This window comes from Singulisphaera photorubra, from assembly GCF_045290345.1.
Lineage (GTDB): Bacteria > Planctomycetota > Planctomycetia > Isosphaerales > Isosphaeraceae > Singulisphaera.
Genome location: NZ_CP155447.1, coordinates 7,503,103 through 7,526,253 on the forward strand (window position 1 = coordinate 7,503,103; position 23,151 = coordinate 7,526,253).

Sequence of the window (23,151 nt, forward strand, 5' to 3'; positions counted from 1 at the left end):
CTCACCTGGCTCGCTTCCCCTTGGGACCGCGGTCCCAAGGGGAAGAGGGAATGGCCTCCTCATCATGCGCACCGCTCGGGCACGAGGGAAGAGACTGCTCTCGACTCAGTGGGCCGCGCGGGCCTTTTCCAGTTCTTGCAGCAGGTCAAGCGCCTTGGCGGTGATCTTCGATGCGGCGTCGACTTCCAGGTAGCTCGACCGTGCCCGCCAGGTCTCGTAGCCGCCCAGCTCGTGCTGCTCTTTCGTGGGGAGGTAGCCGTTGTAGCCGTTGGCCAGTTCGATCGTGAAGGCCGGTTTGATCGGACTCTCCGCCTTGATCTTGAGGCCGATTTCGACGAACACCTCGCACGGAATCGCCACGATCGCCAGGCCGCCGATACGCAGGGCCTGCACATTCACATCGACTTGCTTCGGATACTTGTTTAAAAGGATCGATTCTCGGGCATAGAGCTCGGCCATGGTGCTCAGGTCACGCCCTTTCTTGGCCTGGGCAATGGTCGCTTCGGCCGCGGCCAGTTCTTCCGGGTTCGGCTGCCTGACCCCGAGCTTCAAGTCGGCCGCTCGCGCGTCGAGCGTGATATCGTCGCGGTACTCGACGGCCCGCGCGACCCGGACCGCCTCGGTGGCCAGTTCATTGGCAACCAACTTGATCCGGCCGTAGGGGGGCGATGGCTGGCGTGCCTCGCGAAAATTGATATTGTTGATGTCTCCACTGGTGCCGTTGGACATCATGGCCACGAAGGGAGGGTCGAGCCGGTCCCCTTCGATAAGCTCCTTGGCCCGGTCGGCGAAGGCGCCATAGTAGTCGGCCGAAGCATGTCCGTTGCCGACGCCGCCGACATAGTGGAGCGAGTAGTTGGCCAGGAGAGCGATCGGCCGCCCCTCGGCGGATCGCAACGAGATGACCGGAACCTCGGGATCGATAGGTCCGGCGGGCTCGACCAGGTCCGGGCTGGCGACCCCTGGGTTCATCCTGGCGCGGTCGGTGGTCTTTCCGAACGGATCGGCGGGGATGGTCCCCGGCTTCATCTTCCAGCGCCGGTTAAAGACCTGCTCGGCATTCTTGCCCGCGCCCCAGCCGATCTTGGCCGGTTCGAGGTTGTTGATGGCGCGCTGGGCCGCGTCGGCAATTCTCACCGCGAGGAACTTCAAGTATTTCGGATCCGGGTCACTCTGGAAAACGCTGCCAGCCGTCGGGCATGAGTGGGCATGTGTCGCCGAGATCAAAACGTGGTCGGGCTCGAGCTTGGATCGTTCTCGGATCAGTCGTTTTGCGTCGCTGATGACCTCGCGGGGAATCATGCAGCTATCGCAGACGATGATCGCCAGCTTCGTCTTGCCGTCGTCGAGCACCAAGGCGCGAGCGTGGAGTTCGTCGTGGATATGAGAGGTTTTGCCGTCGTGCATGTTGCCGTTGATCGACATCCCGAGCGAGGGGGAAATATTGCTGGTCGCGGCCCCTGCCCGAAACGTGGGCTTGGGATCGGCCGCCTGCGCGGAACGGACCGATCCCGGGAGCGTGAGGCCAAATGCCATCCAGGCCATCGCGATCATCATGAATCGAATCGGCCCATGGAGGAGGGGCGGATTTGCGGTCCTCATCGGTCTTAGCCTTTCTCGAGGTCGGGGCAAAGGGAGGGTGAGTTCGTCCCGGATTTCGGAGCCGGGAGCCGGGAAGGTGGTTGATGATACACCAACGGAGCAGTACAAGTGCAGTCGCCCCTGTCTGATGCCTCGAGTGCCCTGCCCTCTCTCCTTTACCGGAGATTATCGCATGTTCCGGACGTCCATCTCGCGGCCTCGATTTTGCGCGGTCGTTTTCGTTCTGGCCCTGGCTCTGCCACTCGGCGGTGCCGCGGCTGAGCCCATGCCCCGGCCCGGTGACACCCGGATCGAGGCCTTTCTGGCGAACGAAGCCAGACGCCTGAGCGGCCCGCAACTCGATGGTGCCACGACCAAGGAGGCGTGGGAGGCGCGACGTCCCCGGCTCAAACAAGAACTGCTCGACATGCTCGGGCTCAGTCCGCTCCCCGAGAAAACGCCGCTCCGCGCGCAGGTCACCGGGACTGTCGATCGCGACGGAGGCGTCGTCATCGAAAACCTCCACTTTCAGAGTCGGCCCGGCCTCTACGTGACCGGCAACCTGTATCGCCCCAAGCAGTCCGCCGAGAAACTCCCGGCGGTTCTCTACGTCTGCGGACACTCCGGCATGGGCCGCGACGGCAACAAGACGGCCTTTCAGGATCACGGGATGTGGTTCGCTCGCAACGGCTACGTGTGCCTGATCGTCGACACGCTCCAACTGGGGGAGGTCGCGAGCGTTCACCATGGGACGTACCGCATGGGCCGGTGGTGGTGGCAGGCGGCCGGCTATACCCCGGCCGGCGTTGAGTGCTGGAACGGGATCAGGGCGATCGACTACCTCTGCGGCCGGACTGACGTCGATCCGGCCCGGATTGGAGTGACTGGTATCTCCGGCGGCGGGGCCGCCACATTCTGGATTGCGGCCGTCGACGACCGAGTTCGCTGCGCGGTGCCAATCAGTGGAATGAGCGACCTTGAGAGCTACGTGACCAACAAGGTCGTCAACGGTCACTGCGACTGTATGTTTTGCTATAATGCTTATCAGTGGGAATGGACGACCATCGCCGCGTTGATTGCCCCTCGCCCTCTCCTGTTTGGCAACTCGGACGAAGACAGTATCTTCCCCATGGATGGCAACGGGCGGATTATCGAGCGGCTCCGGCGGCTCTACACGCTCTACGGTAAGCCCGAACTGGTGGCCGACCACGTCAGCCACGGCGGGCACGACTATCGCCCCGACCTGCGAGTCGCGGCCTTTGGCTGGATCAACCGGCACCTCAAAAATGACTCGGGGCCCGTCGGCGACGCGACTGACGCCCCCATTGATGGGAAACGGCTGCGCGCCTTTCCCGATGATCGCGATCTTCCGACTGACGCCCGCAACGCAACAATCGACGAGGATTTCGTCCCTCGGGCCCAGGTCGTCCTCCCCAGCAAGGGCGAAGAGTTCGCTCCCTGGAAGCGAGATCTCGTGCGGCAACTCAGGGATCGCCCGTTTCGAAGCCTCCCCGATCGGGTCGCCGCCGCCTCGCCATTGGCGCCCGCCGCCTCGCCGTCGCGCGTCCGTGCGCTGACCACCGAAGCGGGCATCGAGGTCACCCTCTGGGAGCAACGAGGCGCGAAGCACGAGTCGGGGGACGCTACGCTGATCGTCCTGAACCCCGGCGAGGAACTCGAGGCCGTCCCTGACTGGGCTCGGTCAATCGTCAAGGACGGAGATGTTCTTGTGCTGGCGCCTCGAGGTGTTGGCCCATCCGAGTGGACCCACCGTTCGCCGCCGAATTACGTGGAGCGGGCTCATGTCCTGCTGGGGCGCACGGTGGATGAGGGGCGGGTCCGCGATGTCGCGGCGGCCCTCCGCTGGCTCCGCAGCGAAGAATCACCCGACAAACGGCGATGGACCGTCGCGGGCTCCAGGCAAGCCGGAATCCTCGCCGCCTATGCGGCCCTGCTCGAACCCTCCTCCGCCGCGCAGGTCGTCGCGGTCGACCCCCCTGCCTCGCATCGCGACGGACCGATCTTTCTCGGAGTGCTCCGCGTCCTCGACATTCCCGACGCCCTGGGCCTTTTAGCGCCAATGCCACTCCGCCTGATCGGCGCTTCCGATCCGGCTTTTGAGCGAACAATCAATATTTACAAGCTCGCTGGTGCAATCGATCAGGTGACGAGGAGTGTGGCCAAGGAGCAATCGCACTGATTCTCTCCCTCGCCTGGGCGGTTGCTTTATCAACGATCCGAGACTGGGCTGAAAACCCGCCGAAAAAGTGAAGGCCGACCGTAGTCGTGCTACTGGCGTCCGGATCGATCTTTGGAGTTGTACTTTATGGGGTTTTGCGTTTTCGGGAGGGCAAGCGTCGTGCCTACGTCTTATTCTTAACGATTCGCGATTGGGCGAGAATCTTGCTGGATTTCCGGCCCGGTGGAATCAGTAGCACGGCCGGCCCGGCCGTATCCCCCTCGGCCCAGGGCTGTCCTCGGTTTTCGCCAACCCAAGGGAATTACGGCCGAGCCGGCCGTGCTACTGCAAACAGCCCGTTGCGGAAACCACAAGAATCATCGGTTCCTTTGATCATTCGCGGATTGTTACTTATGCTTAGCACAAGCGGGCGGGTCGCCTGTCTCTCGAGGGTTCGCTGTCGTCGAACTCGCGGCGAGGAATCCCAAGGGGCTGCGGGCGAGGTGACTCGCCCGCATTCGGGATCAGGCTAAACTGTTCGCTGTCCCGGAAGAGGGAGGGTAAGCCTCTTTTACTCAAGCTTCTCGAGCGGATGGTGGGATCGCTCGGTCAGTGGCAGTTCTACCGGGCCGCGGCGGGCTTGCGAGGCATAGCAGGCGAGGATCATTTCAATGGAGGCTCGTCCGTCGTAAACGCTCACTCGAGGCTGGATGTCATTCTCGACGGCCTGGATCAAGTCGGCCACAATATATCGGTTTGCTTCGGGGAGGCTGTTGGCGCCGAGGGTCTCGGGCTTGCCCACCCCGGCGCTCGTGATCTCGACCCACTTTGTCCCCTTCTCGGCCCCGGACCAGGTCGGGTCGGCCAGCAAGAACGCCGGAGGCACCCAGCCGGTTCCGAGGTCGATCCGGCCTTTCGAGCCGAGGATTTGAAGTCCGAAACGCTGGCCGGGCTCTCTCGGTCGAGACGTTGCGAAGTGGGCGACGGCCGGATTCGCCGTGAAGCCGAACATCGCGTCGACCCGGTCCCCCGCGAGCAGGCCGAGCCCTTCGGCCCCCTGCCGGACCTCGGCTTTTCCGATCGGCCGGCCCCCTTCCGTGACGCGAGCGAAGCACCAGGAGGCGTCCCCCTGGAAGCCGCGGATCAGGTCCATGATGTGCGAACCCAGGACCATCAGGTCCTCGCCACCGCCGCGGCGGTCTTCCTTGCCGCGGCCGCGGAACTCGAGCACTTCGCCGATCGCCCCATTGGCAATCAGTTCCTTCACCCGCTCGAATCGGGGGCTATAGCGGGACTGAAAGGCCATGGCAAGCTTAGTGTGCGACCGTTCGCAGGCCGTGACGATCGCGTCGCAATCGGCCAGGGTCGGGGCCAGCGGCTTCTCGGAGAAGACGTGGATCCCGCGCTCCACGCAGGCGAGGATCATCTCCTTATGGGCATCGATCCAGCGTGGGGCGACGGCGACGAACTGGGGTTTTTCTCGGTCGAGTAACTCGCGATAGTCCGCATAGGCCCGCTCGACTCCCAACCGCTTGGCCGCCGCGGCCCGCCCTTTGGGGTCGTCGTCGGCCACGCCAACGACCGTCAGTTTCGGCTGGTTGAGCATGGCGACGTCCAGGCCGTGCCCGTAGTCGCCCCGGCCCGTCCGGCCAATGATCGCCGCGCGATAGGGAGCTTGGAACATGGGGAGGGCTCTCGCTTGCGTGTTAGGAATGGAGATCGTGCTCGCTTCGCCTCTGGGCCGCTCAGATCAGACAGATCACTTCGGCGGGCTCGCGCTCTCGGCGGGCACCGTCACGCCGATCATGTCCAGGGTGACGGTTTTCCCGTCGGCCCCGACCCCGGGAACGATCGCCTTCGAAGCGGCGGGGGGAATTTTGGGGTCGTAATACTTGGGTCGCAGGTCGTTCAGGGCGCGGCTCGCTTCGTCGTCGGTGACGTAGTACGTGGCCTTGGCCAGGTGTCGGAAGTCAGTCCCGGTCTCGGCCAGGAGCTTTTCGAGTGTCTTGAAGATCGTCTCGACTTGTTCGGTCCCCTTGGTTTGGGGGAGGCCGTAAAGGCCCGAAAGATAAACCAGGTCCCCTCGGTTGACGCGCACCACTTTGCTGAAGACGGGGGACGCCTTCATCCCGGTCGGCGTGAGCGCTTCAACGGCCGCGAGCTCGGTTCGAGGCCCTGCTTTCGCAATCAGCTCGATCTCGATCGGCACCGTCGGGCCCGATCGCCACTCCACGTAGGCTAAGGGGGGGACGGACCCAGTGCCGAAGAATGTGGTCATCTCACGCTCGACCACGGCCGCCGCCGACATCGGTTCCATGAAGGCCTTGAGCTGGACCACGTGGGTCTTATCCAGGCCCAGGTACGCCAGGGTCTTGCCCAGGCTCTTGAGCGTTTCCCGGGTTGCCAAGGCCAGGTCGGTGTTTGGTTCTGCCTGTCCGGAGACGTAGACCCTGGCTCCCGCCGGCAGGATCGCCAGCGCGGCACCCGAACGCTGCCCGGCGGGAGCCGGTGTGAGCGGCCGGGTAGTTTCTGGCGTCTCCGCGATCGCATCAATCGCCACCAGCGCTTCGGGGTGGGCGAGGACTCCGACGACGACCGTGAGGGCCGGCCGTGCCTGCCCCTTCATCCGAGCGCTGAAGGCGGTGCGGAACGCCGGGAGGACGTCGGTCCGCGCCGCGTAGACGTTGACCTTGACCACCCGGTCGAGTCCCGAGCCCACCTCTTTCAGGGCCGCCTCGAGCCGATCGAGCACCACGGCCGCCTGTTCGGCCGCACGCTCGGGGCCGACGATCGAACCACGCTCATCGAGTGGTAGGAACTGGGCGGTATGGGCCAGGTTCAAGGCGCTTGGGACGATGACCGCCGACGAGGTTCCCGCGGAGTCGTCCGGGGCGATGAACCGCACTTTCCGCTTTTCCCCCTCGTCCGCGAGCGCAACACCGGAGAGGGTAAACCCGATGAAGCCGATGGCGAGTGAGCCACGGAGGAAAAAGGCTGATTTCATGGCCCAGGCGTTACGTGTCATGCCCCTACCTTTTGATGAGTCCGTTTTTCGATCGAGGTCGTGAACCGTTGTCGACGTCGAGGGCGAGTCGACGTGGCACGGCCACTTACTGTTCTTCGCGCGAGGATAGCCGAGGTGGAACTCACGCTCAAGGATTTTGGGACCCTGGGCTGGCCGAATCCGTTTGCATCAACAGGTTGCGCGCGATAGGTTCGGCGTCCAATCCGCCCCGAATCGACGCTGCCATCGTTCTTACTCGGGACTTGCACCATGAACCTGCTTGCACGCCGCATCCTCTACCTCACCCTGGCCTGCACCCGGCTGGCGGTGGCTCAGCCGATCTCCGAAACCAAGCCGCTGGCCACCAAGCCGGCAGGCTCAATCGTGGGGCAGTGGCAGAGCTCGGGGACAAACGGGGCGGTTGCCGCGGGGGGCGCTGAGGCGGTCGAAGCGGGCGTCGCGATCCTTCGCGACGGCGGCAACGCGGCCGATGCGGTCGTGGCCACGATCCTGGCCCAGTGCGTGACCGACGCCAACCAGTTCTGCTTTGGCGGCGAGGTGCCGATCCTCGTTTACGACGCCAAGCGCAAGGTCGTTGAGGTGCTCGCCGGCCAAGGGGCCGCTCCTCGGCTGGCGACCCGGGAACACTTCACCAGGCCAGGCGGGATCCCCGCCAGTGGCATCGAGGCGGCGGCCGTCCCCGCCACGCTCGACGTCTGTCTCACGGCCTTGGATCGTTACGGGTCGAAGCGGTTCGCGGAGGTCGTCGCCCCGGCCTTGCGGATCCTCGACCGGGGCGAGTACGCCTGGCACGCCGACCTGGCCCGAACTCTCCGCCGGCTCGTCGCGGCCGAACGCCTTTCGGACGATCGCCGCCGAGGGCTTCGGCTGGTCGCCGACTACTTCTATCGAGGGCCGATCGCACGCGAAATCGATGCCTGGTCACGCGCCAACGGAGGGCTGATCCGCGAGGTCGACCTGGCCACACACGTCACCCGTGTCGAGGATCCGGTCATGATCGAGTACCGGGGGCACGTCGTGGCCAAGTGCGGCCCCTGGACCCAAGGACCGGCGCTGCTCGAAGCACTTCAAATCCTCGAACCGTTCGACCTGGCGACGATGGGCCACAATCGCCCTGACGCGATTCACGTCACCGTCGAGGCCATCAAGCTCGCGTTCGCCGATCGAGACGTCTATTATGCCGACCCGCTCTTTCAGCGGGTCCCCTTGAACGCACTCCTCAGGCCGGAATACGCCTCGATGCGTCGGGCCTTGATCAACATGAACCAGGCCTCGCTCGAACAGCGTCCCGGCGACCCTGTCGGGGGCAAGCCGCTCCTGGCCGAAGCGGAGTCGCGCCACGGACTCGAAGGCCCGTCGATCGACACGACGACCTGTCTGGCCGCCGACGCGGAAGGCAACATGATGGCCGCGACTCCCAGTGGCTGGTCGGGCGTCCTGGCGGGCAGCACCGGCGTCTGGCTCGGCTCGCGGCTCCAGAGCTTCAACACCTGGGAGGGACATCCCAACTGCATCGAGCCGGGCAAGCGCCCACGGATCACTTTGACGCCGACAATCGTCCTCAAGGACGGCCGCCCGAGGATCGCCGTGAGCGTGGCGGGGGGCGACCTCCAGGATCAAGTCACGCTTCAAATGCTCCTCGACCTGATCGACTTCCGGCTCTCCCCCGCCGAGGCCGTCACGGCCCCTCGGTTCGTTACCCACCACTTCCTGGGCTCCTTCCGCCAGACGCCCCCGAAGCTCGGGAGTCTCGACATCGGCGACGAAGTCGAAGCGAGCACCCTCACCGACCTCCGCATCCGCGGCCATCATCTGAATGTTCTCAAGCCCCCGTTCGGCCATCCCGTCGTCATTCGGATCGACCCTGATTCAAAACGAATCGAGGCCGCCGGTGATCCCAAAGCGAAGCGGCACGCCTCGGCTTATTAAGAGATTTGAAATAAACCTTATGGATTTATCGCTATGGAGCGGATGAGGAAGCTCAATGGCGACGTCCGGGGTACGACAGGAACCCTCCCAGGTCTCGTGAGCCTGGGGGGGTGCCCGGAGGATGAGGCACGCTCGGAATGCGAAGGTGGGACGAACGATGGGGCCTGTCCGATGGCCGAGTCCTCGCTCAATACGAATCCGCGCTGAGCAGTTCCCCTGCGTTCATGGAATGCAGGGCGATCCAGGTGACCTGGTTGATGGTCTGCTTCACGAAACGGACTGAGCCATCACCGAGCAAGATGTTGACCCCACCGGGGTGCCGGCTCCGCGCTCCCGCGAACGTGGCCTGCTCGGTTGCACTGACGGAGCAAGGGAGGCCCTGCCCCGGTTCATCGACGCAGAAGTGGGGGAAAGCGAGCTGATCGCCTGTGGCGCCGGACCCGTAAACGTCCCGGGACTGGTTCGGGGCAAACCGGCTCATGTAACTACTGCCCCCCGCGGCAACGGTCCAGCTCGTGCCGCGGATATCATTGACGTGACCCTGGAGCACTTCGGCCATGAAGGCCGTCGTCGTGAGACCGTCGGTGACTGCCGCGAGCGACAGGTTTCCCTGTTGACCGAAGGGCGATGGCAGGAACCGCGCGGTGGTGCTCCCCATGGAGATGGGCTGTTGGTCCCACTGCGTGTTGCCCCAGTTGGCGGCGTAGTTTCCCTTGCTCGGATTGAACGAGGGAAAGGGAGGAGGGGCGATCGCCGGGAATCGATAACCCAAGGGCGACCGATCGCTGGGACACTGGAACATGCCGAGCTTGCCCATCTGAAGCGTGCTGTTTGCGGAGAGTCCCGCAAACCCAACTCCCTCGGCACCCAGACTGAAGTTGAATGCGTCGTGAAGTGACTGCTGCTCGAACTGGGGGAGCATCAGGGTAAACCAGGGGGTGTTCTGACACTGACCCTGGAAGTTGTTTCCACACGCCGGGTCCCAGATCCGGCCGGGGACAATGACGTTGTGGATGCCATGATAGTTGTGCAACGCGAGTCCGAGCTGCTTCAGATTATTGGTGCATTGAATACGTCGAGCCGCTTCGCGGGCCGCTTGCACGGCCGGTAGCAAGAGTGCGATCAGGATTGCGATGATCGCGATGACGACGAGCAACTCGATCAATGTGAACGCCATGCGTCGCCTGATCATGTGTTGGCTCCGGCTGGAGTCGATTTCCGGTCGATCGTTTGCGCGACTGACGAGCGTTGGGGCGGGACCGAGTGGTGGACGGCCGCGGTCTCCACGATTTCGTGTGCCTTCAGAATCCGGCCGTCAAGGTGCTCGAATCCGGGGCCTTGTTAATTGGTCGAAACGTAAGGAGTTTGTAGTGAAAATGTGCCACAATGAGTTGGCTGTATGGTGCCTTACGCATCATCTAAGTGTTTTGTTCTTAACGATCCCAGGCAGAGTGAAAGAACCGATGAATCTTGCGGTTTCCGCAACGGGTCGGTTTACAGTAGCCCGGCCGGCCCGGCCGTAATTCCCTCGGTTTGCAGCCGTAATTCCCTCGGGGTCAGCCCGAGGCTGGGGAATGGCCCTGGGCCGAGGGGAATACGGCCGTGCTCTTGATCCGGTCAAGCCGACCGAGGAACCGAGCGGGGCTCTCGTTACCCGCTGAGACGCAGGAAGCAGTTCATTGGGGGAGGGGTCCCGAAAATCCGCTGATCGAGCCAGTTCAAAGGGGCGTACACATTGCAGAGGAAGAAATGTCGGGCGAGATGCTCTCCGCTGAGGTCCTCACGAAGAGGAACGTAAACGATCCCGGAAAGACCGTAATCGACGCCCTCGGATATGCTTTTCCGAGAGAGGCGATAGTAGCTGCCGACATAAGCGAAGAGCAACGCCCAGGCTGCCACCGCGAGCATCCACCGCCGCACCGTGAACCGCACGTGATAAAGCTCCATGGCCGGGGTCTCAATGAGGGCGATCGTCCACTGTCGCTTGAATCACCTGGTGCGCTCGAACCCCGGTTCCTCGGGACGGAATAAGGTGCCAATGAATTGGCGGAGCAGCGAGGCGGAGAGGAATTGGCGATACCTCTCGCGGGCGCCCACTCTCGGTCTGACGCCGGGAGCAACTCCCGAGACTGACTCCCTGTCGACGTAAGTCCGACGGGAGAGGTCAGTGACGGCCGCTCTGATCCGGATTTTGCACTGCTGCGGTCTTACGGCTGTCGTAGGTTTCGATCGTACTCATGGGGTCCGCCTGCGACAAGCTCTGGCTGGCGCATACGCACGTGAGATCAATCCGAGGTCACACCCTCTCGAACTGACCGCTCACCGTTCAGGTTCGGCGTCAGTCGTTCGCCCATGGATCAGAATACGGAGGTCCAGGCTTCGGATCGCCCCTTTACGGATTCTCGACGCCAAACGGACCTGCTCGGTCGTGGTAGAGGTTGGGGCCACTTTCCTGGTTGAGTGGTCCTCTTTGGTCTCCGACCGAGCCAGGTAATCGCCCTGTCCAGTACGACAGGATCGCTATTGCAACACTTGTTGTTGCCAAAGGCGAATGAAAAATCGGGGAGTATCAAAATCACCGTTCCTTGGGTGATGAAGGTCGGCGCCGTGGGGGCCCTCGACTTTATCGAACACCAAGGTCGGAACCCTCGGGACGGAGTTACGCGTGCCCCCTCTTTGTTTCCAGGTTGGGCAAAAACCCGGCCAGGAGACCGACCAGCGGCAGGAACGAGCAGACATGGTAGACGTACTGAATGTTCGTCTTGTCCGCCAGCCAGCCCAGGACGGCGGCGCCCAGGCCGCCCATGCCGAATGCAAAGCCGAAGAAGAGGCCGGCGACCAAACCGACGCGGCTGGGCATGAGTTCCTGAGCGTAGACCATGATCGCCGAGAAAGCCGAGGCCAGGATCACGCCAATCGGAACGGTGAGCACTCCGGTCCAGAATAGGTTCGCATAAGGCAAGACGATGGTGAACGGCAGGACGCCGAGGATCGAGACCCAGATGACCGCTTTGAATCCGATCCGGTCGCCCACGGGGCCGCCGGCGATGGTGCCGGCCGCCACCGATCCCAGAAAGATGAACAGGTAGATCTGTGCGGTCGGGATGGAAACCCCGAATCGGTCGATCAGGTAGAAAGTGTAATAGCTGCTCAGGCTGGCCAGGTAGAAGTACTTCGAGAAGATGAGCAGGAGCAGAATGGCGATGGCCGAGATGATGCGGGCTCGCGACGGGCCGGTCCGGTGGCTGCCATGCCCCGCGCCGACGCGTCCTGCCTTTCTGGCCTTCAAATAAGCCTCGTACCACCGGCCCACCGCGAACAAGACGGCCATTGCGATCACGGCGGCGATTGAGAAGCAGGCGATGCTCGCCTGGCCCCAAGGGACGACGACGAACGCGGCCAGCAGTGGGCCGATCGCCGAACCGGCATTCCCTCCAACCTGGAACAACGACTGGGCAAACCCATGGCGCCCACCCGAGGCCATCCGGGCCACTCGGGAAGCCTCGGGGTGAAACACCGATGACCCGATGCCCACCAGGCCGGCGGCAATCAAGATCAGCACGAAGTGGTGCGCCACCGACAGGAGTATCAGACCGACGAGGGTGAAGACCATTCCGGTCGCCAGCGAGTACGGGCGCGGCCTGCGGTCGGTGGAGAGGCCGATGATTGGCTGAAGGAGTGAGGCGGTCAACTGGAACGTGAACGTGATCAACCCGACCTGAGTGAAGGTCAGGTGATACTGCTCTTTGAGGAGCGGATAGACCGCCGGGATGAGCGACTGCATGATGTCGTTGAGCATGTGCGAGACGCTGAGCGCCGCCAGGACGGCGAACACCGTCCCCTCGTTGACCGCTGTCTGCTGACTCGCTTCCGTCTCCGCCACGCTATTGCTGGTCGCCATCAACTCAGACCCCATTCCGTCCGTCGGCCGAGAAAGGTCGGCCATCCATCCATTCGTCCCGGTCAGGTTGTCGTCCGGTCGTTCCCAGGCGACGACACACGAACAGGTCCCCAAGGTTCGCCTGCCGATTCAGGGCCCAGGGGGCAATCGGCCATCAGGCGAACGCGTTTCCCGAGTGTGATTGATCAACCCCATCGTTCGGAAACTCAAGCTGAACGAGCAACGCCAAGTCATTGGAACGACTGGGCTTATATGGCGCTACGAGAATGCGATCGTGGTTTGACCAAATCGTGATTGTGCATCGTCCTGGGGGGGCAGGAGGAGTGAAATCGACTTCGCAGGACGACCGACCGAGGATACCCAACGTCATTCTACCGAATGAGTCTACCGTGGCACTTGGCATTTTTCCGGTTTTTGCTTGGGATGACGGACATGCAAAGGGCCATCGAAGTGGCTGTTGCTGGGTGTATTACCGACGATTGCTCATTTGACCGGCCCGTGTTAAGGTCGTCGCTGTCGACGGAGATCCGTCGGCTCGGGCGGACCGGTGGCCTCTTCGCTTGACCTTTTTTCGATTTCCAAGGGCGATCCGAAACGATGCAATTCTCGACGCGTGCGCTCCGAGCGATCACGTTTTCCTTCCTGATGCTCGGGCTGGGGCCCGTACGTGAGGCGGCTCTCGCGGCCGAGCCGGCGCCGGGGCGTCCGAACTTCCTGTTCGTTTTTACCGATGACCAGCGCTATGACGCCATGGGCGTGGTGCAGCGTGAGCAGGGAGACCGCGCTCGCTTCCCCTGGTTCCAGACGCCGCACATGGACCGGCTCGCCGCCGAAGGGGTACGGTTCCGCAATGCGTTCGTGGTCAACTCGCTCTGCGCTCCGAGTCGGGCCTGTATGCTCACAGGTCGTTATAGCCACCACAATGGGATCGCCGACAACCAGACACCATTCCCCACCGACAGCGTGACCTATGCGTCACTCTTGCGAGACGCAGGCTATACGACCGGTTATGTCGGCAAGTGGCACATGGATGGCCAGAAGGGGAAACGTCCTGGTTTCGAAGAGTCGGTGAGCTTTATCGGGCAGGGCAAATACGTCGATTGCCCGTTCGAGGTCAACGGCGTACTGACGCCGACCCAGGGTTGGGTGGATGATCGCTCGACCGACTTCGCCATCGACTTTCTCAAGAAGAACCAGGCCAAGCCGTTCGCTCTGGTCGTCGGCTTCAAGTCGACCCACGGGCCGTTCGCTCCGCCCGACCGCGCTCGCGACCGGTTTGCCGGCGAAACGCCCCGGCCGGCGTCCAATCAAGCGGCCCCACCCATCTACCGGGGGACCGCGACGGCCGCGGCCAAGAAGAAGAAAGGTGCGCCTCGGCCAGGGGGGAACCTGGGCTACTTTCGATGTGTCTCGGCGGCCGACGACAACCTCGGACGACTGATGGCCACGCTCGATGAGCTCGGCCTGGCCGAGGACACCGTCCTGGTCTTCTCCAGCGATAATGGCTACTACCTTGGCGAACATGGTCTGGGCGACAAACGCTCGGCCTACGACGAGAGCCTACGCGTTCCCTTACTCTTGCGCTACCCGAGACTCGCCAAGAAGGGCAAGCTCGTCGATCAAATGGTTCTCAACATCGACGTTGCGTCCACCTTCCTCGACCTTGCCGGCGTTCCTGTTCCTCAGGAGATGCAAGGCAGGAGCTGGCGCCCCTTGCTCGAGGAGAAGCCCGGCGCTTGGCGTACCGGCTGGTTCTACGAGTATTTCCAGGAGCGGGCCTTTCCGGGCACCCCCACGATTCTCGCCGTTCGGACCGAGAACGCCAAGCTCATCACCTATCCGGGCCATCCAGACTGGACGGAACTGTTTGATCTGAAAGCCGATCCTTACGAGAAGACAAACCTCGCGAGCGACCCTGCCCACACAGACCTCCGCCAGAAAATGGAGGCCGAGTTCGAGCGTCAGAAAGCGGCAGTCGGGTACACCTACCCGAGCTATGCGGACTTCCCCCAGCCGTGAATGGGCTGCCGATCCTATTCAAGAGGCCATGAGGTGGTTTGATGAAACAACGAAAACGTCTTCTTGTTGTGTCTTTGGTGCTGGCCTTCGGCAGTCACGCCCTCGCCGCCAGCCCCGGCCGTCCGAACATCGTCCTGGTGATGGTCGACGACATCGGCTACGGCGACTTCTCCTGTCTGGGCAATCCGATCATCCGGACACCCAACGTGGATGCCTTTGCCAAGCAGAGTGTCCGGTTCGCCGACTTCCACGTCAGCCCGACCTGTGCTCCGACGCGTGCAGCGCTCATGACCGGCCGCCACGAGTTCAAGTCGGGTGTGACCCACACGATCCTTGAGCGCGAGCGACTGAGCCTGAAGGCGACGACCCTTGCCCAGGTTCTGAAATCGAAGGGGTACGCCACCGGCGTTTTCGGCAAGTGGCATCTCGGCGACGAGGATGCTTATCAGCCGGGGAAACGCGGGTTCGACGAGGTCTTCATCCACGGGGCGGGTGGCATTGGCCAGACCTATGCGGGCAGCGGCGGCGATGCGCCCGGCAACTCGTACTTCAATCCCGCGATTCTTCATAACGGTACGTTTGAGAAGACGACAGGCTATTGCACGGATCTCTTCTTCAACCAGGCGCTTGCCTGGATCGGCAGTGAGCAAAAGCGGGACGCACCTTTCTTTGCGATGATCACCCCGAACGCGGCCCACTCTCCGCTCGATTGCCCCGCGGAATACGCCCAACGTCACGCCGGCCAGGTGCCGGAGAATGTGGCGAAGTTTTATGGGATGATCGAGAACATTGACGACAACTTCGGCACCCTGATCGCAAAGCTCAAGGCGTGGGGGATCGAGAACAACACCCTGGTCATCTTCATGACCGACAACGGCGGCACCGCCGGGACCCGGACGTATAACGCCGGAATGCGTGGCAATAAGGGGAGTCCGTACCAAGGGGGGACTCGCGTTCCTTCCTTTTGGCGCTGGCCGTCAGGATTCAAGGGAGATGCGGAGGTGGATGCGCTGGCCGCTCATATCGATATCTTCCCCACTCTGGCCGAGATTGTTGGAGTCCCTCTCTCTGAGCCGTTGCGCAAGCAGGTCGAAGGTCGGAGTCTCTTGCCTCTCCTGAAGGATCACCGGGCCCAGTGGCCCGACCGCACCTTGGTGACCCACGTTGGCCGCTGGAATCGGGGCAAATTTGAGCAGGCGAAGCACGCCAACGTCTCGATCCGCAACAGTCAATTTACGCTTGTCAATAACACCGAACTTTATGACCTCAAGGCCGATCCGGGCGAGACGAAGAACGTGATTGCCGAGCACCCCGAGGTCGTCGCCAGCCTCCGGACTGCCTACGACGCTTGGTGGCGTGACGTCCTCCCCTGCCTGGAGAACGAAGCGGCCGTCGGCCCCAAGGTCAACCCGTTCAAGGCACGCTACTGGAAGCAGTTCGGCGGCGGCCCCGACGAGGCCCTGCGACTTCGCATGGACCCCGGTCAGGCGAACAAAGCGGCCGCGAAGACCGAACCGAAGCCGGGAAAGTAGTCCTCGCGATTCACGCCGAATTCTCTCGTAAGGGTCGGCATGGCCCACCAGGTCCCAGCTTTTCGAGTCTTCGCTTCGGAGCCCTTTCCATGGTGGGCCATGTCCACTCTACGGGAAATGATGTTATGAGAATTTTGTTTGTTTTTGTGTTGTTGGTGAGTCTGGCTCTGGACAAGCCATCGGCCCGTTCCCTTGGTGCCGAGGAATCGCGGCCCCCCAACGTCATTGTCATCTATTGCGATGACCTCGGTTACGCCGACATCGAACCGTTCGGCGCACCGAAAACGAAGACGCCCAACCTCGTCAAGTTCGCCGCCGAGGGGCGGAAATTTACCGATTTTCACGTGACGAGCGGAGTCTGTTCCCCCTCGCGGGCGTCGCTCCTGACGGGCTGTTATCCCAAACGCGTCGGCCTGCACACGAACGAGAAAGGGGGATGGGTCCTCTTTCCCGGCAATCAGCGCGGGCTGAATCCCAAGGAGATCACTCTGGCCGAGGTCCTCAAGACGAAGGGGTATGCCACTGCCTGTGTCGGCAAGTGGCACCTGGGCGATCAGCCAGAATTTCTTCCCACCCGCCAGGGGTTCGACGACTACTTCGGAATTCCCTTCTCGAACGACATGGGGCAGACCACCGACAAAGGCCGGACCCAGCGCAAACGTCCCCCCACCCCCCTGCTCCGCGGCGAGCAGGTGATTGAAACCGAGCCCGACCAGCGTCAGTTGACTCGTCGTTACACCGACGAGGCGATCCGCTTCGTCGAAACCAACCGCGATCGCCCGTTCTTCCTCTACCTGGCCCACAGCATGCCCCACTGGCCGCAGTTCGCCAGCGATTCGTTCGCCGGGAAGTCGGGTAACGGGCGTTACGGAGACTCGGTCGAAGAGATCGATGCGAGTACCGGCGAGTTGCTTCAGGCCTTGACGCGACTCGGGATCGACGAGAAGACACTCGTTGTGTTTACCTCGGATAACGGCGGTCCGATCCGTCAAGGGGCGAACAATACCCCGCTCCGCGCGGGCAAAGGAACGACCTGGGAAGGCGGGATGCGGGTCCCTTGCCTGGTCCGTTGGCCGAAAACGATTCCGGCCGGCACGGTCTGCGGCGAACTGGCGAGCACGCTCGACCTGCTTCCGACGTTCGCTCGCCTGGCGGGCGCAGAGATCCCGACGGATCGAATCATTGATGGCAAGGACATCCGGCCGCTACTGACTGGCCAGGCGGGAGCGCACACCCCCTCCGACGTCTTCTACCACTATCATCTGGGCCAGTTGCAGGCGGTGCGGAGCGGCCCCTGGAAGCTGATCGTGCCCCATGTCGCCCGGCCCAACCAGGGCAAGCCCGAGCAGACGGTGCAGGTCTCGCTCCAACTCTACAATCTCGACGACGACATCAGCGAATCCAGGGACGTCGCTTCCGCTCACCCTGAGGTCGTCGCACGCCTCACCGCATTGGCCGATCACTGCCGGGACGACCTCGGTGACGAGAGCCTGGGCCTCGCTGGCAAGAATTGCCGGAAGCCCGGACACGTGGAGAACGCGCGGACACTCACAACGCCCTGACACTCTTCCCGGCGAATTCCAATACGAGAGCGGGCGGGTTGCCCCGCCCGCTCTTCGTTTGTATCAAGAATTGTTTTGATGTGTGGGTTTACTTGCTTTTTGCCTGAAGCTCCTCCAGGAGGCGAGGCACATAGTTGGCATAGCGGGGGTGGGGACTCGATCCGTTGGGGGCGAATTGACGAATGGATTCGCGGAGCGGGGCGGCCTTCTCACCCAGGGCGCCAATCCCGTTCAGTGCCGACATCGTGACGAAGAAATTGTTCTTCGACCAGTCGCCGAGGCCGGAGAGCACGGGGAGGCTGCGGCCGAGGTCGATGCCGTCCCCGTACCGTCCGAGTGCTTCGGCGGCCACGATCCGCACGTAGGGTGAGGGGTCGTCGAGCGCTCTGGCCAGCTCTTCGTGGGCCGCGCGAACCCCCTCTCCGCCACGCATCAGGAACCCGAGGGCGGCCCAGTAGCGGACCGCGCTGTCACTGTCGGTCAGCGCGGTCTTCAACGCGGGCGTCGCGCTGGGCGCGAGCATCGAGGCGAGCTCGGCGGTCTCGAACACGCGGCGGAACGGGTACTGCTTTTCATCGCGGCCCATGTCATAGGGGGAAGTGCCCTGGGAACGGCTGTGGAGTTCCCCTTCAGGCAGGAATCCGACGTCGCGGATCTTGGCCTCCCAGGTCCAATGCGCCTGTCGTAGCGTGGCGAGGACCTTCTGTTCCCCCGGCGCATTGGCGAGGTTGTGGATCTCGTCGGGGTCGGCCTGAAGGTCGTACAGTTCTTCGGGGGGCTTCGTCTTCCAGAAGAGGTCCTGCGTGGGGGTGAGCCGTCCTTCGTCGTGGAGTTGCTTCCAGACTCGCGTCGTCGGTGTCTGGAACATGTAGTCGAGGTACTGGCCGTAGATCTTGTGAGGCATGTAGTTGCGAACATAGACATAACGGCCGTCGGTCAGACTGCGGACCAGGTCGTACCGCTCGTCCATGCGCCCCCGGAATCCGTAGACGAAGGGCTGGGCAGGCGCCTGGTAACGGCCCAGGAACGCATACCCCTGCATCCACGAGGGGGGCTCGATTCCCGCGAGGCTCAAGACCGTCGGCGCCAGGTCCACGAAGCTGACCAACCGGTCCGACTTGCCGCCGGCCTGGTATTCGGGCGGCCGCAATGACTTGAACTTCTCGGGAATGTAGACGACCAGCGGCACGTGCAGACCGGAGTTGAACGGCCAACGCTTGCTCCGCGGCATCCCCGAACCGTGATCGCCGTAGTAGAAAACGATCGTCTCGTCGGCGAGGCCGGCGTCGTCGAGTTCCTTGAGTCGCTCCCCGGCATCGGCGTCGGCCGCGCTGACCTGATCGTAGTATTGCGCCCAGTCGCGACGCACCTCGGGCGTATCCGGGTGATAGGCCGGCACGCGGACCTTGGCCGGGTCGTGGATCGGCGTGTGCGGCCGGGTCCGGATCTGGCTCTCGTGACTCTTGGTCGAGTTGAACACGGCGAAGAACGGCTGGTTTCCTCGACGATTCTTCCAGTGGGCCCGGGCTGATGAGGTATCCCAGGTGGGGCCTGGTTCCTTGAGGTTGTAGTCCGTCTTGCTCTGATTGGTGCAGTAGTAGCCCGCCTCGCGAAGGTAGTGAGGGAACATCGCTTTGCCGTTGGGAAACGCCAACAGACTTCGCATGTGCTCGGACCCGGTGCTCGGCGGGTAAAGACCGGAGATGATCGTGGTCCGCGCAGGAGCGCAGACCGGGGCATTCGACCAGGCGTGGGTATAGATCATCCCCTTGGCGGCGAGCCGGTCCACGTTGGGCGTGCTGGCGTATTTGTCGCCGTAACAGCCCATCTGCGGCCCGTGATCCTCGCTGGTCAGCCAGAGGATATTCGGCCGATCGTCGGCCCGGGCTGAGACGACGCAGACCAGTGCCAGCAAGGGCACGATCGCTCTCGTGGATCGAAATAATGCGGACATGATCATTTTGTTGCCTCGGTGGGGCTCGCATAGCGGGTGGCCGCGGACAGCGCTGGGATTGACTCAGGGGCGAGCGGGGAGCTTGCGCTCTCCGCTCGCCTTCGCCCTTTCAGGGGGTTATCGCCATGATCGCAATCCGCTCAGCGAAACGCTCGGGGCATCCATTCCAGACGGACGGCGCCGGTGTGCTCGCGCTGAGGGAAGACGGTCAGGCGGAATTCCTTCGTCGTTGCGTCGTACGAGAAGCCAGGACCTTCGGCCACGCGAATGCGGACCGTCTCACCCTGGCGTTCGGCCGCGACGACGGTGTAAGGGTAGACCCAGTTATCGGCGGTCAGCACACGTACGACGTCCCCCGCCTCCGGCAGGCTCTCGCTCGCTCCGCTCAGGATCAAGGCGTCTCCCGACACGGCTTGAAGTGAAAGACTCTGGGGGCCGTTTGACCGTACTGACTCGTTCCCTCGTGTCCAACCCCCCTTGCCCAGAGCGTAGGCGTGGTCGATCCGCTCGCCGTGGAGCGAGAGGACTCCCAGGGCTCCGGTGAAGGTCGCGGGGCTTTCCCCTTGCGCGACGCTCACCGGTTTGTCCGCCTCGTACACGATGAGGTCGGTGCGATCGCCGATGCGAACTTTGAGCACCAGCGCCGATCCGGTGCCTGCGACCCGTTCGACGGAGTCAATGAACGAGGTTTTCGCATAGGGCTCGATGACCGCGACGAACCGGCTGCGGCCGTCGTTCGTCTCATGGCGAAGGGCGATGAACGAACGCATGAACTTATCCAGTTGAGCATCATCCTCGCCCGCTCGACTGACGGCCGGGTTCTCGCCGATCACCAGCCGCGATCCCGGTTCCGGAAGAAGCGTTGCGCGGAGCGCAGGGCCTGAGCCTTCGGTGGGACGAAAGGTCACGGGCAAGACTTCTCCGGCGGGAGCGAGGGCCGACTTGAGGTTGCGGAGGAACCCGTAAGCGTAGTGCGGCTCGCTGGCCCGCCCCGTCTCCCCTTCGTTGCGGGTGGGTTGCCAGTCAAAGCCAGGGGGGAGCAGGTTCGTCAGGGGCGTGGTCTTCAGATCCGTGGTGACCGTGGTCGACTCATCGGCGTCACCGTGCAGGAAGTAGTCGTGGACCCGGCCCCCTTCCACGTCGAAGACATCGGCCGCATAGCGGCGTCCCTCACCGGCGTCGATGACGATCAGGGTGCGGCGATACGTCTTGGCTAGACCGGGATAGCCGCGACTGCCGTCCACGCTGACCACCTGGACGCGGGGATCTTGCATGTCGAAGAACTGCAAGCGACCATCCGAGGGGGCTTTGAGGCCGCCGAACGACTGGCTCTTGCCGTCGATCAGGACGGTGTTGTGCGCCGCGGTCGCGAGCGTCCAGGCGCGGTATCGCGTGTGGGTATATCCCAGGTCGGACAGCAACTCGCGACCTTGGGAGAAGAGCAAGAGGCTCAGGTTGTCGGCGTGTGTGTGGCCGTAGCCGCCCGACCATGTCAGGTGAAACTGAGTCTGTTCCGCCCCGGTTCCCCCTCCCAGGGCTGCGTGGCCAAGGGCGGGAAGGAGGAAGGGAGTGGTGACGTCCTGGGAAGATCGGGCCCGCACCCGGTCGGACCTCCAGGTGTCGTGGACCGGGACGGGCCGGCCGTTCGGCAGCCGGAGCTTCGCCAGCGCAGTCCGGGCCCGCTCGAGTTCGGGAAAATCGGCCGTGAGGTCGAGTTTGTCGAATCGTTTCCCGTCCTGATCTTTGTACCCTGCGGGGTCGCTGTAACCGCGGAGCAGGCCAAGTACGTTGGTCAGGCCTCCGAGCGTCTGAGCCCCATAGCTGGGAGCGCCTTCGCACCAAAAGCCGTCGTAGAAGAACTGGTTGTTGATCAGGTGGCGAAGCCTGCGAACCACTTCATGGAGGTAGCGCGGTTCTCCGATGACCCGGCCGACCGTGACGAGTGCCCGCCATGCCGTGGGGTCCATGTTGCTGAGCTCGTCGCGGTTCGCCAAGACCTGTTCAGCCGCGTTGCGAATCAGGTCGTGCTCGATCCTCCGAGGAACGTTGAGGCCCATCGAAGCGGAGAGGTCGGACAGGACGCCGCTGGGGCGAATCCAGTCATAGGCCTCGACGAGTTCCGTGGGGATGTCGCTATAGGCCCACCAGGTCCAGCGTGCTGTGCGGTATCCTCGCCGGAATTTCGCGGGAGGGACGTCTCCGCTGTCGATCTCCTTCTGGCGGAACGGATAGTCGAAGTGATAGCACCAGCCGGGGAAGACCTGCGCGAACTGGTCGAGCAGCAAGGCGGCCCGCCTCGCGTGGGCTTTATCGCCGGTCGCGACGTACAGCAAGGCCAGGTCCCGCGTTCTGGCCGCGACGTATTCACGCGCCTGGTCGTCACGCTTTGCGGCAAAAAAATAGCGATATCCTTGCGCGTTTTCCCAGTACGGATAGCGTTGAAGCTCACCGCGTGGGTTTCGCGCGGTGACGGCCTTGTTCATGGGATATTGATCGCTGGGATAGCGATGTTTGCAGTAGCGACAGAAGACTTCATCCCAATTCTCGGGCGACCAACCCAGTTGATTTTCCTGCCGCCCTTGATTGCAGTTTGGGCAGCCGACATAGTTCAGGCCCGACTGCCGTGGCACCAACTTGACCAGGGCGGCTTCGTCGAGTCCTCGGACGAACGCCGTGGCTCGAAGCAGTCGAGCCGCATCCCGCTCGGAAACGCGAGGGGGAAACACTGGGGCCGTGACCGGCGGTTCCTGAGCCGTCGCCAGGAGGATTGCCAATAAGCTCAATAGGCTCATGAGATGACTCAGCCTCGGGATGAATGATTGGGGAATTATTGAAATCAAACGAATGCAGTTGGCTTATTGAGGGCCCTGGCCGTTACCGTCGCCTGGCACATTTTTTTCAAGGGGGTGAGGCGAGAAGGTTTCCATGTATTCCCACATGCGTTCGGGAATGGCGTGTTGGTCGTGGTGCAATTGATATCGGAGCAGCCAGAAGGAAGCGTCGCGAGAAAAGGTGAGCTCGACGGTAAAGTGGCCGGGGTCTTCGAGGTTTTTCCTTGTCAACCGCGCGGGTTGGCCTTGGAATCGGATCTCCTCGGCATGGCCATGGAGCGCGGGCTCACTCGCGAGCTTGACGACGTCCAGAGACGCCCCTGGTCTGACGTTGAACGGCGACCGGAGCTTGATGCTTCCCTCGTCCGGGGGATTCCGGTTCGAGACAACCTCGGATTTCCACAATTCGGGCCGGACGATGGAGAAACCGGCGGGATGGAAGATGCGACGGCTCTCGTCCGGCCGCTCGGCGGGGATCCCGGAGGTCGCCCTTTGCGACATGGCATGCTGGACGACTCTGTAGGTGAACGTGATGAACACTGTGATCGAAGCGACCAAGGCGATCTGGCTCACGATCGCGGATAGGCGTTCGTATCGGGGTGAGTCGGACGTCATGCGATTTCAAACTCGATGATGAC

The 23,151-nt window shown here is 62.9% G+C and carries 14 protein-coding genes; 5 read left to right on the forward strand and 9 right to left on the reverse strand.

The window, feature by feature from the left end; translation table 11 throughout:
* Positions 1-105: 105 nt before the first annotated feature.
* Positions 106-1,557, reverse strand: coding sequence for a neutral/alkaline non-lysosomal ceramidase N-terminal domain-containing protein (locus V5E97_RS28270; protein WP_406694908.1), 1,452 nt, complete (start codon positions 1,555-1,557; stop codon positions 106-108).
* 217 nt (positions 1,558-1,774) lie between these two features.
* On the opposite strand from V5E97_RS28270, the gene V5E97_RS28275 reads away from it, so the two are divergent.
* Positions 1,775-3,781 carry a prolyl oligopeptidase family serine peptidase gene (locus V5E97_RS28275; RefSeq protein WP_406694909.1) on the forward strand — a complete coding sequence of 669 codons (2,007 nt, stop codon included), beginning with the start codon at positions 1,775-1,777 and terminating at the stop codon, positions 3,779-3,781.
* A gap of 550 nt (positions 3,782-4,331) precedes the next feature.
* Here V5E97_RS28275 and V5E97_RS28280 read toward each other — a convergent pair.
* Both V5E97_RS28280 and V5E97_RS28285 read right to left on the reverse strand, forming a co-directional pair.
* On the reverse strand, positions 4,332-5,444 hold the full coding sequence (locus tag V5E97_RS28280) for a Gfo/Idh/MocA family protein (RefSeq protein ID WP_406694910.1): 1,113 nt from the start codon (positions 5,442-5,444) through the stop codon (positions 4,332-4,334).
* Positions 5,445-5,519: 75 nt separating this feature from the next.
* Complete coding sequence (locus tag V5E97_RS28285; protein WP_406694911.1) at positions 5,520-6,785, reverse strand: RidA family protein; 1,266 nt, start codon at positions 6,783-6,785, stop codon at positions 5,520-5,522.
* A gap of 249 nt (positions 6,786-7,034) precedes the next feature.
* Here V5E97_RS28285 and V5E97_RS28290 point away from each other — a divergent pair, with 249 nt between their 5' ends.
* Positions 7,035-8,714, forward strand: a complete 1,680-nt coding sequence (locus V5E97_RS28290; RefSeq protein ID WP_406694912.1) for a gamma-glutamyltransferase family protein — start codon at positions 7,035-7,037, stop codon at positions 8,712-8,714.
* Positions 8,715-8,901: 187 nt separating this feature from the next.
* Here V5E97_RS28290 and V5E97_RS28295 read toward each other — a convergent pair whose 3' ends face one another.
* From V5E97_RS28295 to V5E97_RS28305, 3 genes are all read right to left on the reverse strand, one after another.
* A complete protein-coding gene (locus V5E97_RS28295; RefSeq protein ID WP_406694913.1) occupies positions 8,902-9,906 on the reverse strand; it encodes a DUF1559 domain-containing protein in 1,005 nt (334 codons plus the stop codon).
* A 458-nt stretch (positions 9,907-10,364) separates the two neighbouring features.
* Entirely contained in the window at positions 10,365-10,661 is a 297-nt protein-coding gene (locus V5E97_RS28300) for a hypothetical protein (protein WP_406694914.1), read from the reverse strand.
* A 712-nt stretch (positions 10,662-11,373) separates the two neighbouring features.
* A complete protein-coding gene (locus V5E97_RS28305) occupies positions 11,374-12,630 on the reverse strand; it encodes an MFS transporter (protein ID WP_406701230.1) in 1,257 nt (418 codons plus the stop codon).
* A gap of 582 nt (positions 12,631-13,212) precedes the next feature.
* On the opposite strand from V5E97_RS28305, the gene V5E97_RS28310 reads away from it, so the two are divergent.
* From V5E97_RS28310 to V5E97_RS28320, 3 genes are all read left to right on the forward strand, one after another.
* Positions 13,213-14,634, forward strand: a complete 1,422-nt coding sequence (locus V5E97_RS28310) for a sulfatase family protein (protein WP_406694915.1) — start codon at positions 13,213-13,215, stop codon at positions 14,632-14,634.
* Positions 14,635-14,675: 41 nt separating this feature from the next.
* Complete coding sequence (locus V5E97_RS28315; RefSeq protein WP_406694916.1) at positions 14,676-16,166, forward strand: arylsulfatase; 1,491 nt, start codon at positions 14,676-14,678, stop codon at positions 16,164-16,166.
* A 125-nt stretch (positions 16,167-16,291) separates the two neighbouring features.
* Positions 16,292-17,728, forward strand: coding sequence for a sulfatase family protein (locus tag V5E97_RS28320; protein WP_406694917.1), 1,437 nt, complete (start codon positions 16,292-16,294; stop codon positions 17,726-17,728).
* An 88-nt stretch (positions 17,729-17,816) separates the two neighbouring features.
* On the opposite strand, the gene V5E97_RS28325 is transcribed toward V5E97_RS28320, so the two are convergent.
* From V5E97_RS28325 to V5E97_RS28335, 3 genes are all read right to left on the reverse strand, one after another.
* Positions 17,817-19,649: a sulfatase-like hydrolase/transferase gene (locus tag V5E97_RS28325; RefSeq protein ID WP_406694918.1), complete on the reverse strand. Its 1,833-nt coding sequence runs from the start codon at positions 19,647-19,649 to the stop codon at positions 17,817-17,819.
* Between the two features lie 173 nt (positions 19,650-19,822).
* The gene (locus tag V5E97_RS28330) at positions 19,823-22,474 is read right to left on the reverse strand and encodes a heparinase II/III domain-containing protein (protein WP_406694919.1); all 2,652 of its coding nucleotides are present in this window, start codon (positions 22,472-22,474) and stop codon (positions 19,823-19,825) included.
* Positions 22,475-22,537: 63 nt separating this feature from the next.
* Complete coding sequence (locus V5E97_RS28335) at positions 22,538-23,128, reverse strand: hypothetical protein (protein WP_406694920.1); 591 nt, start codon at positions 23,126-23,128, stop codon at positions 22,538-22,540.
* Positions 23,129-23,151: the final 23 nt, after the last annotated feature.

What these genes read in the sequence shown, in the direction of transcription:
- V5E97_RS28270 (WP_406694908.1), bottom strand. Translation starts at nt 1,557, where the DNA reads ATGATGATCGCGATGGCCTGGATGGCATTTGGCCTCACGCTCCCGGGA.
- V5E97_RS28275 (WP_406694909.1), top strand. Translation starts at nt 1,775, where the DNA reads ATGTTCCGGACGTCCATCTCGCGGCCTCGATTTTGCGCGGTCGTTTTC.
- V5E97_RS28280 (WP_406694910.1), bottom strand. Translation starts at nt 5,444, where the DNA reads ATGTTCCAAGCTCCCTATCGCGCGGCGATCATTGGCCGGACGGGCCGG.
- V5E97_RS28285 (WP_406694911.1), bottom strand. Translation starts at nt 6,785, where the DNA reads ATGACACGTAACGCCTGGGCCATGAAATCAGCCTTTTTCCTCCGTGGC.
- V5E97_RS28290 (WP_406694912.1), top strand. Translation starts at nt 7,035, where the DNA reads ATGAACCTGCTTGCACGCCGCATCCTCTACCTCACCCTGGCCTGCACC.
- V5E97_RS28295 (WP_406694913.1), bottom strand. Translation starts at nt 9,906, where the DNA reads ATGATCAGGCGACGCATGGCGTTCACATTGATCGAGTTGCTCGTCGTC.
- V5E97_RS28300 (WP_406694914.1), bottom strand. Translation starts at nt 10,661, where the DNA reads ATGGAGCTTTATCACGTGCGGTTCACGGTGCGGCGGTGGATGCTCGCG.
- V5E97_RS28305 (WP_406701230.1), bottom strand. Translation starts at nt 12,630, where the DNA reads ATGGGGTCTGAGTTGATGGCGACCAGCAATAGCGTGGCGGAGACGGAA.
- V5E97_RS28310 (WP_406694915.1), top strand. Translation starts at nt 13,213, where the DNA reads ATGCAATTCTCGACGCGTGCGCTCCGAGCGATCACGTTTTCCTTCCTG.
- V5E97_RS28315 (WP_406694916.1), top strand. Translation starts at nt 14,676, where the DNA reads ATGAAACAACGAAAACGTCTTCTTGTTGTGTCTTTGGTGCTGGCCTTC.
- V5E97_RS28320 (WP_406694917.1), top strand. Translation starts at nt 16,292, where the DNA reads ATGAGAATTTTGTTTGTTTTTGTGTTGTTGGTGAGTCTGGCTCTGGAC.
- V5E97_RS28330 (WP_406694919.1), bottom strand. Translation starts at nt 22,474, where the DNA reads ATGAGCCTATTGAGCTTATTGGCAATCCTCCTGGCGACGGCTCAGGAA.
- V5E97_RS28335 (WP_406694920.1), bottom strand. Translation starts at nt 23,128, where the DNA reads ATGACGTCCGACTCACCCCGATACGAACGCCTATCCGCGATCGTGAGC.